Origin of the sequence: Nocardia transvalensis (assembly GCF_015477765.1) — a bacterium.
Lineage (GTDB): Bacteria > Actinomycetota > Actinomycetes > Mycobacteriales > Mycobacteriaceae > Nocardia > Nocardia transvalensis_A.
In genome coordinates, this window is sequence record NZ_JADLQQ010000006.1 from 90,924 (window position 1) to 107,248 (window position 16,325).

1 protein-coding gene (only partly in view) is annotated in these 16,325 nt (G+C 68.9%); it reads left to right on the top strand.

Annotation, left to right across the window (positions count from 1 at the left end; all coding sequences use genetic code 11):
• Positions 1–16,325 carry the beginning of a non-ribosomal peptide synthase/polyketide synthase gene (locus IU452_RS18540; protein ID WP_228818228.1) on the top strand. 27,682 nt of this gene lie beyond the right edge of the window, so only the first 16,325 of its 44,007 coding nucleotides appear in the window; it begins with the start codon at positions 1–3; its stop codon lies beyond the right edge, outside the window.

Sequence of the window (16,325 nt, forward strand, 5' to 3'; positions counted from 1 at the left end):
TTGAACCGGCTGGATTTCGGCGGAAGCTCGGGGGAGGAACTCTTCCCGCTGTCTCCGGCGCAGCTCGGTATCTGGTATGCCCAGCATCTGGATCCGCAGGTGCCGATCACCATCGCCCAATACGTCGACCTGCGTGGCGACCTGGATGTCGAGGTGCTCGAACAGGCCAGTATCGACGCCTCGCACGAGCTGGGTTCGGGCTTCCTGCGTATCGTCGAACGCGACGGTGAGCCGCTGCAGTATGTCGATCACACCATCGCCGACCACGACAAGGTCGTCTACATCGACCTGCGCGACGCCGAGGACCCGGAGGCGGCCGCGCACGAGTGGATGCGCGCCGAGTACAGCCGCCCGCTGAACCTGGTCACCGACCGGTTGATCAAGATGGCGGCGCTGCAGCTCGCCGACGACCACTGGTTCTGGTACACCCGTGCCCATCACATCGCGCTGGACGGTTTCGGCGCGATGACCAATATGACCCGGATCGCCGAGCTGTACACGGCGTATCTGGCGGGCGCCGAGCCGACGCCGTCGAAGGCCGCCGATCTGCGCACGCTGGTTGAATCCGAACTCGCCTACCGCGACAGCACCCGCTTCCAGACCGATAAGCAGTACTGGGCGCAGCGGGTGGCCGGGCTGGAGGAGGGCTCGAGCCTCACCGGCCGCAATGCCGCACCCGCCCCGCTGAACGGGGTGGTGACCGCCGCCCTGTCCGATGACCGCAATGCCCTGCTCGACGAGGCCGTGCGCCGCCACGATTCGTCGCCCGCCGGACTTCTGATCGCCGCGTTCGCGGCATATCTGGCGCAGTGGACCGGCAGCGAGGACGTCATCCTGAGCCTGCCGGTGACCGCGCGTACGACCGCGGCCATGCGCCGCTCCGGTGGTGCGTCGTCGAATATCGTGCCGCTGCGCCTGCGTGTCGGATACGAGACCACGATCGCCGAACTGCTGAAGGCCGTGCAGGTCGAGGTGTCGGGTGCACTGCGGCATCAGCGCTACCGGCACGAGGACATCCGTCGCGACAGTGCCGGTGGCGGCGCGGTCACCAAGGAGTTCTTCGGCCCGTGGGTCAACATCATGTTGTTCCACGACGAACTGGTGCTGGGCTCGCAGACCGGCAAGCTGCATGTGCTCTCGACCGGCGCGATCGAGGATCTGGGCGTCAACTTCTACCAGTCCGAGGGCGGTGCCCGCGCCCGCATCGACTTCGAGACCAACCCCAACCTCTACACCGACACCGAAGCACGCCAGCATCATTCGCGTTTCCTGGAGTTCTTCGACCGGTTCCTGACCGCCGGTGCCGAGCAGGCGCCGTGGGGCCTGCCGATCACCACCGAGGCCGAGCTGGACCGCACCCTGGCCGCGTGGAACGATTCCGACCACGACGTGCCGGTCACGACGCTGTCGGCGCTGCTGGACGAGCAGATCGCGCGCACCCCGGACGCCGTCGCCCTCGACTTCGAGGGCGAGCAGCTCACGTATGCGGAGTTCGGTGCGCGGGTCAACAGGTTGGCACGTTACCTGATCGCCGATGGCGTCGGTCCGGAATCGCTTGTGGCCCTGGGTATGCGGCGCTCGCTGGACCTGGTGGTCGGTATGCATGCGGTGCTGAAGGCCGGTGGCGCGTACGTGCCGATCGACCCCGATCATCCCGCCGAGCGTACCGCCTACATCCTCGAATCCGCTTCTCCCGTCTGCGTTCTCACGGTCTCCGGCGACGAGCTGGAGCTTCCAGAGACGGTCCGGCGCGTCGAGATCGACACCCTCGATACCGCCGAATTCTCCGCCGACCCGATCGCCGATGCCGATCGCCGGGCCCCGCTGCGGCCGGACAACACGGCGTACGTGATCTACACCTCGGGTTCGACCGGCCGTCCGAAGGGCGTGGCGGTCACCCACCACGCCATCGTCAACCAGCAGCTGTGGATGCTGGACGAATACGCGCTGACCGCGGACGACGTCTACCTGCAGAAGACGGCGACCACGTTCGACGTGTCGCTGTGGGGTTATTTCCTGCCGCTGATGGTCGGCGCCAAGCTGATCGTCGCCACCCCCGACGGGCACCGCGACCCCATCTATGTCGCCGACATGATCGAGCGGCACCGGGTGACGGTCACCGACTTCGTGCCGTCCATGCTCACGGTATTCGTCTCCCACACCACCGCCGCCCAATGCGCTTCGCTGCGTGCGGTTTTCGTGATCGGCGAGGCGCTGCCGCCGGAGACCGCCGCCGGTTTCCGGGCCATCTCGAATGCGGGCTTGCACAACCTGTACGGCCCCACCGAGGCCGCCGTGTCGGTGACCTACTGGGAGGCCACCGAGGCCGACACGACCACGGTGCCGATCGGTGTGCCGGAGTGGAATGTCGAAGTCTACGTGCTGGATTCGCGGCTGCGCCCGGCCGCCATCGGTGCCCCGGGTGAGCTGTATCTGGCGGGCCGTCAGCTGGCCCGCGGCTACCTGGGCCGCCCGGACCTCACCTCGGACCGCTTCGTCGCCAACCCCTTCGGGGGAGCCGGTTCGCGCATGTACCGCACCGGCGACCTGGTGCGGTGGAGCGAGTCGGGGGTCCTCGAGTACATCGGCCGCACCGACTTCCAAGTCAAATTCCGCGGCCAGCGCATCGAACTCGGCGAGATCGAGACCGACCTGCTGGCGCATCCCGCGGTCAGCCAGGCCGTGGTGCTGGTCATGGATACCGCCACCGGTCAGCAGCTGGTCGCGTATGTCGTTGCCGCGCCGGGTCTTTCGGTCGATCCGATCGAGCTGACCCGGTTCGTCGCCGAGAAGCTGCCCAGCTACATGGTGCCCGCGGCGATTATGGTGCTGGACGCGTTCCCGCTCAACACCTCCGGCAAGCTGGACCGAAAGGCGCTGCCGGAGCCGGTGTTCAGCGCCGACGCCACCGGTTACCGGGCCCCGCGCACGCAGGCCGAGGAGATCGTCGCCGGAATCTTCGCCGATGTGCTGAGCCAGGAACGGGTCGGCATCGACGACAACTTCTTCGACCTCGGCGGTAACTCGCTGGTCGCGACCCAGGTGGTGTCGCGGATCTCGGCCGCCTTCACCATCCAGCTGGGCGTGCGCGCGCTGTTCGAGACCCCGATCGTGGCCGGGATCGCCGCCCGCGCCGAAGCCGCCACCCCGGCCGAGGTGTCGCGTCCGCCGCTGGTCGCCCAGCAGCGCCCCGGGCGGGTGCCGCTGTCGCTGGCGCAGCAGCGCATGTGGTTCATCAACCAGTTCGACCCGAGCGTGCCGACCTACAACCTGCCGTTCGTGGTCCGGCTGCGCGGTGAGGTCGATATCGACGCGCTGACCGCGGCGCTGCTGGACGTGATGGAGCGCCAGGAGTCGCTGCGCACGATCTTCCCCGAATCCGGTGACGGCGGCTACCAGCAGGTGCTGCCGATGGATCAGGTCGAACTGGAGATTCCGGTCGTTCCGATCTCGGCGGCCGAATTGCCCGGTGTGCTGGCCGAATTCGCCTCCACTGGCTTCGACGTGTCGAATGAGCTGCCGATCCGGGTGCGGATCTTCCAGGTCGCGGGCTCGAACGGGCACGGGGCCGATTACGCGGTGGCGTTCGTGGTGCACCACATTGCCGCCGACGGTTTCTCCTTCGGCCCGCTGGCCCGCGATGTGACCGCCGCCTATCTGTCGCGTGCCAACGGCGAGGCGCCGAGCTGGACGCCGCTGCCGGTGCAGTACACCGACTTCAGCCTGTGGCAGCGGCAGGTGCTGGGCTCGGAGGACGATCCGGAGTCGATGGCCGCCCGCGAGATCGCCTACTGGCGTTCGGCACTGGCGGGCCTGCCCGATCAGCTGGATCTACCGACGGATCGGCCGCGGCCGGCGGTGCAGAGCTTCCACGGCAGCCGCGTCACCTTCGACATCGATGCCGACCTGCATGCCCGCTTGTCGAGTCTGGCTCGGGCACAGGGTGTTTCCCTGTTCATGGTGCTGCACGGCGCGTTGGCGGTGCTGCTGGCCCGGCTGTCGGGCACCACCGACATCGCGATCGGCACCCCGGTGGCCGGGCGCGGCGAGCAGGCGCTCGACGACCTGATCGGCATGTTCGTCAACACCCTGGTGTTGCGCTCGGAGGTCGACGGCGCCGAGTCGTTCGGCGACTTCCTGTCCCGCACCCGGGAAACCGATCTGGCCGCGTTCGCGCATGCGGATGTGCCGTTCGAGCGGCTGGTCGAGGTGCTCAACCCGACCCGGTCGCAGGCGCGGCATCCGCTGTTCCAGGTGATGCTGTCGTTCCAGGAGCTCTCGCACGCCACCATGGAGATGGCGGGGCTGTCGGTCTCGGCCGAGGAGCTCGAGGTCGATATCGCCAAATTCGACCTGCAGTGGACGCTCACCGAACAGCGCGGCAGCCACGGGGAGCCGAACGGTGTGTCGGCGGTGGTGTCGTATGCGACCGATCTGTTCGACGCCGCCACGGTCGCCGAATTCGGCCACCGGTATCTGCGCGTGCTGCAGGCCGCGGTCGAATCCCCCGAGACGCGGGTGCGCGAGATCGAGATCCTCGATGCCTCCGAACGCTCTCTGGTGCTCGAACAGTGGAACCGGACCGCACACGAACTGCCTTCGGTGACAACGGTTCTGGATCTTTTCTCCGAACAGGCTCGGGTGCGCCCACAGGCGACGGCGCTGATCTTCGATCCGGGTGAGCGCTCCGGTGGTGAATTCGGCCCCGCCACCGAACTGTCCTACGCCGAATTCTCCGCACGCGTGAACCGGTTGGCGCGCAAGCTGATCGACGACGGCGTGGGGCCGGAGTCGTTGGTGGCCGTCGGCATTCGCCGCTCGATCGACATGCTGGTCGCCATCTACGCGACCATGGCCGCCGGCGGCGGCTATGTGCCGATCGATCCGGATTACCCGGCCGAGCGCATCGACTACATCCTCGCGACCGCGGATCCGGCATGCGTGCTGACCACCGCGCACGACGCCGCCGATCTCGGTGGCGATCGCGCACTGCTGGAAATCGACCGGCTCGATCTGGACGGATACTCCGACGCGCCGATCGATCCGGCCGAGCGCCGCGGCGAGCTGCGCTCCACCAATACCGCCTACGTGCTGTTCACCTCCGGCTCGACCGGGCGCCCGAAGGGTGTGGCCGTCTCGCACGCCTCGGTGATCAACCAGATCGCCTGGATCACCGCCGAATACGAGATCGACGACACCGATGTGGTGCTGCAGAAGACGCCGGTCACCTTCGACGTGTCGGTGTGGGAGCTGTTCGGCACGTTGGCCGTCGGCGCCAAGATGGTCATCGCCGCACCCGACGGACACCGCGACCCGATGTACCTGTCCGAGGTTATCGGCCGCCACCGGGTCACCATGACCTCGTTCGTGCCGTCCATGCTGTCGGTGTTCGCCTCCAGCGCCTCGGCCGCCGAATGCTTGTCGCTGCGTACGGTTCTCGTCGCCGGGGAGGCGTTGCCGCCCGCCACTGTCGCCGCGTTCCGCAAGTTCTCCACCGCGGCCGTGCACAACCTGTACGGCCCCACCGAATTCACGGTGCACTCCACCGCGTGGCCGATCACCGACGCGCACCCGGCGTCGGTGCCGATCGGGCGCCCGGTGTGGAATGCCCAGGCCTATGTGCTCGACGAGGGTCTGCAGCCGGTGCCCGCCGGGGTGCCGGGCGAGCTGTACCTCGGCGGCACCCAGGTCGCGCGCGGCTATCACGGCCGCCCCGACCTGAGCGCGGAACGCTTCGTGGCCAACCCCTTCGGGGCCGGAGCAAGTGCGGGGAGCCGCCTGTACCGCACCGGCGACCTCGTGCGCTGGTCCACCCGCTCCGCGGGCGGAAAGGAGGTGGGCGTCCTCGAATACATCGGCCGCACCGACTTCCAGGTCAAGTTCCGTGGCCAGCGCATCGAACTCGGGGAGATCGAGACCGCGCTGCTCGGGCATCCGGCCGTGAATCAGGCCGTGGTGCTGGTCATCGACACTGTGGCCGGTGATCAGCTGGTCGCCTACATCGTCACCACGCCGGGACCGGTCGATCTCGACCACATCAAGGCGACGTTGCACCGCACGCTGCCTGCCTACATGGTGCCCTCGGCGCTGGTCGTGCTGGAAGCGTTCCCGCTCAACGCCTCCGGCAAGCTGGACCGTAAGGCGCTGCCCGCGCCGGTATTCGAGGTGCGCGAATTCCGCGCTCCGACAACGCCGATCGAGGAGATCGTCGCGCAGACCTTCGGCGAGGTGCTGGGCGTGGCCCGCGTCGGCGTCGACGACGACTTCTTCGAACTCGGCGGCAACTCGCTGATCGCCACCCAGGTCGCCTCGCGCCTGGGTACCGCGCTCGACACCCGGGTGCCGGTGCGAATGCTGTTCGAGGCCAGCACCGTTGCCGCGCTGGCCGCGCGCATCGAATCGCACGCCGGGGACGGCGCCCGCAAGGCGCTGGTGGCGCGCGAGCGGCCCGAGCAGGTGCCGCTGTCGCTGGCGCAGCAGCGCATGTGGTTCCTCAACCGCTTCGACACCGAATCGGCGGTCAACAACATCCCGGTCGCCATCCGGCTGTCCGGTGAGCTGGACGTCGCCGCCCTGCAGGTCGCGGTCATCGACGTCATCGACCGGCACGAATCGCTGCGCACCGTCTTCCCGGAGACCGGCGACGGCCCGGTGCAGGTGATTCTGGATGCGGCGCAGATCGTTCCGGACCTGACGCCGGTTCCGGTCACCGAGGACAACCTCATCGATCACCTCGTCGAGCTGGCGTCGATGGCCTTCGACGTCACCAGCGAGGTGCCGCTGCACGCGCGGCTGTTCGAGATCAGCGAGTCCGAGTACGTGCTCGGGATGGTGGTGCACCACATCTCCGCCGACGGTTGGTCGATGGGGCCGCTGGCGCGCGACGTCATGGTCGCCTATGCCGCCCGCACCTCGTGGGAGCAGCCCGCATGGGCGGAACTGCCCGTGCAGTACGCCGACTACGCGCTGTGGCAGCGCGAGGTGCTGGGCTCGGAGGACGATCCGAACTCGTTGATCTCCAACCAGATTCGCTACTGGACCAATCAGTTGGCCGATCTGCCCGACGAACTCGTGCTGCCTTCGGACCGGCCGCGGCCCGCTGTCGCCAGTTACCAGGGCGGCACCTACCCGTTCGTGATCTCCGCCGAGACCCAGCGGCGGCTGATCGAGCTGGGCCGCAAGCACAATGCGTCGCTGTTCATGGTCATGCACAGCGCCTTGGCGGTGCTGCTGGCGCGGCTGTCGGGCACCGGCGACATCGCCATCGGCACCCCGGTCGCCGGTCGCGGTGAGGCCGCCCTCGACGACCTGATCGGCATGTTCGTCAACACCCTCGTGCTGCGCACCAACGTCGAGGGCGAGGCCACCTTCGCGGATCTGCTGGCGCAGGCGCGCGATACCGACTTGCATGCGTTCGCGCACGCCGATGTGCCGTTCGAACGGCTGGTGGAGGTGCTCAACCCGGCGCGTTCGCAGTCGCGGCATCCGCTGTTCCAGGTCATGCTGACCTTCCAGAACACCCGGCAGGCCACCCTGGAATTGCCCGGCCTGCGGGTCAACGGCATCGACTACGACACTCGCCTGGCCAAGTTCGACCTGCAGCTGACCCTGCAGGAGGCGCAGGACGCCCACGGCGAGGCCGCGGGCATGTCGGCCGAATTCTCCTATGCCGTAGACCTTTTCGACGAGGCGACCATCGCGGCGTTCGCGCAGCGGCTGGATCGGGTGCTCGCCGCGGTCACCGCCGACCCGGAGGCGCCCCTCGGCGACATCGATCTGATGTCGGCGACCGAGCGGGCGCGAGTGCTGACGGATTGGAACGAGACCGCCCATGAGGTCCCCGGACTCACACTCGTCTCGCTGTTCGAGAAGCAGGCCGCCGCGACACCCGATGCGGTGGCGCTGGTCTTCGAGGACGAGCAGCTGACCTATGCCGAATTCGCCGAGCGCGTGCATCGGCTCGCGCGGCGGCTGCTCGCCGACGGCGTCGGATCGGAATCGCTGGTGGCACTGGCCATTCGGCGCTCCATCGATCTGGTGGTCGGGATGTACGCGGTGCTGGAAGCGGGGGCGGGCTATGTGCCGCTGGACCCGGACCAGCCCGCGGACCGCATCGACTACGTGCTGGACACCGCCCGCCCGGCGGCGATTCTCACCACCAGCCGCGACGACTTCGTCACCGGCCGCAATGTGCCGGTGCTGGAGATCGACACGCTGGCGCTGGACGGCTTCGACGCCGCGCCGATCGCCGATGCCGAACGGGCGCAGCCGATCAGGCCGGGGAACACGGCCTACGTCATCTTCACCTCCGGGTCGACCGGCCGCCCGAAGGGTGTGGCCGTCGAGCATGCCGCGATCGTGAACCGGCTGCTGTGGATGCAGCACGAATATCCGATCGGTCCCGAGGATGCGGTGCTGCAGAAGACCCCCGCGACCTTCGACGTGTCGGTGTGGGAGTTCTTCTGGCCGTTGCAGACCGGTGCGCGGCTGGTGGTCGCCAAGCCGGACGGGCATCGGGATCCGGTCTATCTCGCACAGATCATCGCCGAACAGGGCATCACCACAGCGCATTTCGTGCCATCGATGATGTCGGTGTTCGTGTCCGCCCTCAACGCCTCCGGCGTCGAGGGCATGGGAGGAACGCAGCTCGGGGACGCGGAAGAGATGCGGCTGCGGCAGGTGTTCGCCTCCGGTGAGGCGCTGCCCGCGCCGACCGCGCAGCGCCTGCGGGAACTGACCGGCGCGCGGCTGCACAACCTGTACGGCCCGACCGAAGCGGCGGTCGACGTCACCTACCACGAGGTGACCGAGGCGGACGAGACCTCGGTTCCGATCGGCCGCCCGGTCTGGAACACCCGTGTCTACGTGCTGGATTCGCGCCTGCATCCGGTCGCTCCGGGTATTGCGGGTGAGTTGTATCTGGCGGGCGATCAGTTGGCGCGCGGCTACCTCGGCCGCCCCGACCTGTCGGCGGACCGGTTCGTCGCCAATCCCTTCGGCGCACCCGGCGAGCGGATGTACCGCACCGGTGACCTGGTCACCTGGTCTCCCCGCTCCGCGGGCGGAACAGAAGTGGGTGAGCTGAACTACTTGGGCCGCACCGACTTCCAGGTGAAGCTGCGCGGTCTGCGCATCGAACTGGGCGAGATCGAGGCGGCACTGCTGGCGCAGCCGGGGGTGGCCCAGTCGGTGGTCGTGGTCCGCACCGACGCCCACGCCGGTGATCAGCTGGTGGGCTATCTCGTTCGTGAGCCCGGGTTCGCCATCGATACGGATGCGGTGAAGACCGCACTGGCGCAGTCGCTTCCGGCGTACATGATCCCGGCCGCGCTGGTCGTGCTGGACGCCTTCCCCGTCAACGCCTCCGGCAAGCTGGACCGCAAGGCCCTGCCCGCCCCGGTGTTCGAGACCCGGCAGTTCCGGGCCCCGTCGACGCCGATCGAGGAGATCGTCGCCGAGATCTTCGGTGATCTGCTCGGTGCGGAGCGGGTCGGTGTGGACGACGACTTCTTCGAGCTGGGCGGCAACTCGCTGGTGGCCACCCAGGTCGCCGCCCGGCTCGGTGCCGCGCTGAACACCGAGGTCGGGGTGCGCACCGTCTTCGAGGCGCCCACCGTGGCGGCACTGGCCGCGCGGGTGGAGTCGCACGTGGGATCCGGTGTGCGCCAAGCGCTCACGGCCCTGCCGCGACCGGAATATCCGCCGCTGTCGCTGGCCCAGCAGCGCATGTGGTTCCTCAACCGGTTCGACACCGATTCGGCGGCCAACAACATCCCGGCGGCTGTCCGGCTCAGCGGCACCCTGGATCTGGACGCGCTGCGCGGCGCCGTCGCCGATGTGGTGGCGCGGCACGAGTCGCTGCGGACCATCTACCCCTCGCACGAGGGCATCGCCTACCAGAAGGTGCTGCCGTCGACCCGGGCCATCCCGGAGCTCACGGTCGTGGACACCACGGAGAACGAATTGTTCTCCGCCGTCTACGAATTCGCGGGCCGTGGCTTCGACGTCACGCACGAGCCACCCGCTCGGCTGCGACTGTACCGACTGGGCGCGGCCGACCACGTGCTGGTGGTCGTCGTGCATCACATCGCCACCGACGGCTTCTCGATGACGCCGCTGGTGCGCGACCTGATGACGGCCTACGTGGCGCGCACGGCGGGCACCGAGCCCGGCTGGGCGCCGCTGCCGGTGCAGTACGCCGATTACGCGCTGTGGCAGCGGGATGTGCTGGGCTCCGAGGACGATCGGCGCTCGCTGATCTCCCAGCAACTCGACTACTGGCACGATGCGCTGGCCGGACTGCCCGACGAACTGCGTTTGTCGACCCGCCCGCGCCCGGCGGTGGCCTCGTATCAGGCGGGTACCCACCGCTTCCGGGTGCCGGGCGAGACCATCGACGCGCTGGGCCGGGTCGCGCACGCGCACGGCACCACGCTGTTCATGGTGGTGCACAGCGCCTTTGCGTCACTGCTGGCGCGGCTGAGCGGCACCGACGACATCGCCATCGGCATTCCGGTCGCCGGACGTGGTGAGCGGGCGCTCGACGATCTGGTCGGCATGTTCGTCAATACGCTCGTGCTGCGGTCCCAGGTCGATGCCGGGGCGCGGTTCAGCGATCTGCTCGCGCAGGTGCGCGAGCGCGACCTGGCCGCCTTCGCGCATGCGGATGTGCCGTTCGAACGGCTCGTCGAGGTGCTCAACCCGGCCCGCTCGCAGGCGCGGCATCCGTTGTTCCAGGTGATGCTGTCGTTCCAGAACCTGGGCCGCACCGAGCTGGAGCTGCCCGGTCTGACGGTCACGCAGCTGGGAATCGACCAGCAGACCGCGAAATTCGATCTGCAGCTGACGTTGGTGGAGGGTCCCGGCGGCGAGGCCGGTATGGAGGCCGAACTGGTCTTCGCAACCGACCTGTTCGACGCTGGGTTCGCGACCGCGTTCGCGCAGCGGTTCCTGCGTATCCTGCAGGCCGCCGCGGCCGATCCCGCCGCGCTGATCGGTGACCTGCCGCTGCTGGATGCCACCGAGCACACGCTGGTGCTCGAGCACTGGAACGACACCGAATTCCCGATCGCCGCCGCCTTGCCGACGGTGTCGGAGGACGCGGCCGCCACCCTGGTCTCCCTGTTCGAGGCCCAGGTCGCCCGCACCCCCGACGCGGCCGCGGTCAGCTTCGAGGGGACAACTCTGTCCTACGCCGAGTTCGCCGCCCGGGTCCGCCGCCTGGCCCGCTGGCTGATCGGCCAGGGCGTCGGCCCGGAATCGCTTGTCGCCCTCGGCATGCGCCGCTCCATCGACCTCGTGGTCGGCATGTACGCGGTCACGGCCGCGGGTGGCGCCTACGTGCCCTTGGACCCCGACCACCCGGCCGACCGCATCGAATACATCCTCGACACCGCGCGCCCGGTCTGCGTCCTCACCTCGGGTGCAGACCTGGACTCCGCGATCGGTCGGCAGATCCGCATCGATGAGCTCGACCTCACCGAATTCGCCGACACTCCGCTGACCGATGAGGACCGGCGGGCGCCGCTGCAGCCGTCGAATACCGCGTATGTGATCTTCACGTCCGGCTCGACGGGGCGGCCGAAGGGCGTGGCGGTCGCGCACGACGCCATCGTCAACCGCCTGGTGTGGATGCATGCGCAGTACGGGCTCGGCGCCTACGACGTTGTACTGCAGAAGACTCCGGCCACCTTCGACGTGTCGGTGTGGGAGTTCTTCTGGCCCTTGCAGGTCGGGGCGCGGCTGGTGGTCGCCAAGCCGGACGGACACCGCGATCCGGCGTATCTGGCCGATCTCATTGTGCGCGAGGGCGTGACGGTCACCCACTTCGTGCCGTCCATGCTGGCCCTGTTCGTGGCCGAGCCGAAGGCGGCCGAATGCACCGGCCTGCGGCACGTTTTCGCCTCCGGTGAGGCGCTGCCCGGGAGCACCGCGCAGCGGTTGCGCGCGTTGACCGGGGCGCGGCTGCACAACCTGTACGGTCCGACCGAGGCCGCGGTCGACGTCACCTATCACGAGGTGACCGCCGAGGATCACGCGTCGGTGCCGATCGGTGCGCCGGTGTTCAACACTCAGGTCTATGTCCTCGATGCCCGGCTGCGACCGGTTCCGGTGGGTGTCGCGGGTGAGCTGTATCTCGCGGGCGCCCAATTGGCTCGCGGCTATGTGGCGCGCCCGGATCTGACCTCGGATCGGTTCGTCGCCAACCCCTTCGGGGCGTTGGGGAGCGATACCGCGGGCTCTCGGATGTACCGCACCGGCGACCTGGTGGTGTGGACCGACAACGGTGAGCTGGAATACCTGGGCCGCACCGACTTCCAGGTGAAGCTGCGCGGTCTGCGCATCGAACTCGGCGAGATCGAGGCCGAGCTCACGGGCCTTGCGGAGATCGCGCAGGCGGTCGTGGTGGTGCGCACCGACGAGCGCACCGGGGATCAGCTGGTCGCCTACCTGGTTCCGGCGAAGAGCTCGCCGGAGACGGAGGGGATCGACACCGATGCGGTGAAGTCGGCTCTGGCGCAGAAACTTCCGGCCTACATGGTGCCCGCGGCCTTCGTGGTGCTGGACGCCTTCCCGCTCAACGCCTCCGGCAAGCTGGACCGCAAGGCGCTGCCCGCGCCGACCTTCGCGGCCAAGGTGTTCCGCGCCCCGACCACCTCGGTGGAGCAGACCGTGGCCGACACCATCGCCGAGGTGCTGGGCGTGGAACGGGTCGGCCTGGACGACGACTTCTTCGAACTGGGCGGCAACTCGCTGATCGCCACCCAGGTCGCCGCCCGCCTGGGTGAGGCGCTGGATACCGAGGTGCCGGTGCGTGCGCTGTTCGAGGCGTCCACGGTGGCCGCGCTGGCCGCGCGCGTGGAATCGCGTGCGGGACAGGGCCGTATCCCGCTGACCGCGCGCCCGCGTCCCGACCTGGTGCCGCTGTCACCGGCCCAGCAGCGGATGTGGTTCCTCAACCGCTTCGACAACCGCACCGCGGTCAACAACATCCCGGTCGCCGTCCGCCTGACCGGTGACCTGGATATCGCCGCCTTCACCGCGGCCGTGCGGGATGTGCTGGCCCGCCACGAGACCCTGCGCACCATCTACCCCGAGGTGGAGGGCGTCGGCTACCAGCAGGTGCTGCCCGTCTCCGAGGTCGCGTTCGAGCTGACCGCCGAACCGGTGAGCGCGGCCGACCTGCCCTCGCGCATCGCCGAACTGGTGAGCGTGTTCTTCGACGTCACCCGCGAGATCCCGTTCCGCGCGGACCTGTTGCGGATCGACCAGCGCGAGCATGTGCTGGTGGTGGTCATGCACCACATCAGCGGTGACGGCTTCTCGCTGCGCCCGCTGCTGCGCGACGTGGTGGCCGCCTACTCCGAACGCGCCCGCGGCGAGACCCCGCAGTGGGCGCCGCTGCCGGTGCAGTACGCCGACTACGCGCTGTGGCAGCACGAGGTGCTCGGCGACGAGGCCGATCCGCAGTCGCCGGCGCATCAGCAGATCGCGTACTGGACCGAACAGCTGCGCGATCTGCCGGATCAGATCGAACTGCCCGCCGACCGGCCGCGACCCGAGGTCGCCACCAATGCCGGTGGGACGCATGCGTTCTCGATCGATGCCGACCTGCATGCCGCGCTCACCGAGCTGGCGCGCGCACGCGGCGTCACCCTGTTCATGCTCATGCACGCGGCGCTGGCCACCTGGGCGGCGCGGCTGTCGGGCAGCACCGATATCGCCATCGGCACCCCGATCGCGGGCCGCGGCGAACGGGCCCTCGACGATCTGGTCGGCATGTTCGTCAACACGCTCGTGCTGCGGACGAATGTGGAGAGCTCGGCCTCGTTCACCGACCTGCTGGACGAGGTGCGGCGCACCGATGTGGCCGCCTTCGCGCACGCCGATGTGCCGTTCGAGCGGCTGGTCGATGTCATCAGCCCCGTCCGGTCGCAGGCGCATCACCCGCTGTTCCAGGTGGCGCTCACCTTCGAGGCCGCCGGTCAGCGCGACGCCGCGCGGGCGACACTGCCCGGCCTGGACCTCGAGGTTGTCGACTTCGACCCGGGCACGGCGAAATTCGATGTGCAGCTGACCGTCGGCGAGGCCCTCGACGGTGGGCTGACCCTGTCGTGGAACTACGCCACCGACCTGTTCGATCCCGAGACGGTCGCCGCCTTCTCCGATCGCCTGGTGCGAATCCTGCGCGGCATCGCCGAAGATCCGGCGGTGATCGTGGGAGATATCGACCTGCTCGGCGAGTCCGAGCGGCTCGATGTGTCGCAGCGCTGGGTGTCGTCCGGAAACGACGGGGGCGCCGGCCTTTTCGCCGACCGCACGACCACCCTGTCGGGGCTGTTCGATGCCGCGGTGGCGTCCTACGGCGACCGGGTGGCGGTGAAGTTCGGCGACGACCGGCTCACCTACGCCTCGCTGGATCAGCGCGCGAACCAGTTGGCGCGCAAGCTGATCGCGGCGGGTGCGGGTCCGGAAACCCTGGTCGCGGTGATCCTGCCGCGGTCGGCCGATCTGGTCGTCGCCCTGCTGGCGGTCATCAAGTCCGGTGCGGGCTACGTGCCGATCGACCCGACCTATCCGGCCGACCGCATCGCCTACGTGCTGGCGGATGCGGCACCGACCGGTGTGATCGTCGACAGCAGTGTCGATGTCGAATTGCCGGAGGGTCTGCCCACCGTGCTCATGGACGACTTCGGCATGGATGTGCCCGATGTCGTCGATGCCGGCGAGGGCCCGGTCACCGACGCCGATCGCCGGGCGCCGCTGACCGCCGACAGCATTGCCTACGTCATCTACACCTCCGGCTCGACCGGCCGCCCGAAGGGCGTGGCCGTCGCGCACTCGAATGTGGTGCGGCTGTTCGCCAACACCGACCGCGAATTCGGCTTCGGGCCGAACGACGTGTGGACGTTGTTCCACTCCTTCGCCTTCGACTTCTCGGTGTGGGAGCTGTGGGGACCGCTGCTCTACGGCGGCACCCTGGTGGTCGTCGACTACTACACCTCCCGCTCGCCCGAGCAGTTCCTGGAACTGCTGCGCCGCGAACGGGTCACGGTGCTCAACCAGACCCCGTCCGCGTTCTATCAGCTGGCCGAGGCCGACCGGAATGCCGCACAGGCGAGAGAAGGACTGAATCTTCGCTACGTGGTGTTCGGCGGTGAGGCGCTGGAGCTGCGCCGACTCGCCGACTGGGTCGCACGGCACGGGGATGCGCGGCCGCAGCTGGTGAACATGTACGGCATCACCGAGACCACGGTGCACGTCTCGCACCGCGTGCTCGATGCCGAAACTATTGCCGCCGCAACGGGTTCGGTGGTCGGCCGGGCCATCGCGGGCCTGCGCGTGTACGTGCTCGACGACCGCCTGCACCCGGTGCCGGTGGGTGTCGCGGGCGAAATGTATGTCGCCGGACCGCAATTGGCGCGTGGGTACCTGGGCCGCCCGGACCTGACGGTCTCGCGGTTCGTGGCCGACCCCTTCGGGGAACCAGGCAGCCGGTTGTACCGCACCGGTGACGTCGCGCGCTGGAACCGGCTGGGCGAACTGGAATACCTGGGTCGCGCCGACGACCAGGTGAAGGTCCGCGGCTTCCGCATCGAACTCGGCGAGATCGAGGCCGCGGTGCTGGCCCAGCCCGGTGTCGCGCAGGCGGCGGTCATCGTGCGCGAGGACCAGCCGGGCGATCAGCGGATCGTCGCCTACGTGGTGCCCGGCGAAAAGCATGCCGGGATGACGGTTATCGATGTGGAGACCGTGCGCGACGGTGCCGCCGAACGCCTGCCGTCCTACATGGTGCCGTCGGCGTTCGTGGTGCTCGATCGGATTCCGTTGACCGTCAACGGGAAACTGGACCGGCGCGCCCTGCCCGCCCCGGCGGTGCAGGCGCGGGCGTTCCGCGCGCCGGAGACCCCGGTACAGGAGACCGTGGCCGCGGTCTTCGCCGAGGTGCTCGACCTCGAGCGGGTCGGCCTCGACGACGATTTCTTCGCCCTCGGCGGCAACTCGCTGATCGCCACCCGCGTGGTATCGCGCATCGGCGCCGCCGTCGGTGCGACCGTCGCGGTGCGCATGCTGTTCGAGGCGCCGACCGTGGAGGCCCTGGCCGCCCGGCTGGAGTCGCACACCGGCGGTGAAACCCGGCCGCGGCTGGTGGCACGCGCCCGGTCGGCATCGGAGCTGGTGCCGCTGTCGTTCGCGCAGCAGCGCATGTGGTTCCTCAACCAGTACGACAAGTCCTCGGCGGCCTACAACCTGCCGCTGGCGATCCGCTTGTCGGGTGAACTCGACACCGCCGCATTGGAATTGGCCGTCTTCGACGTGGTGCG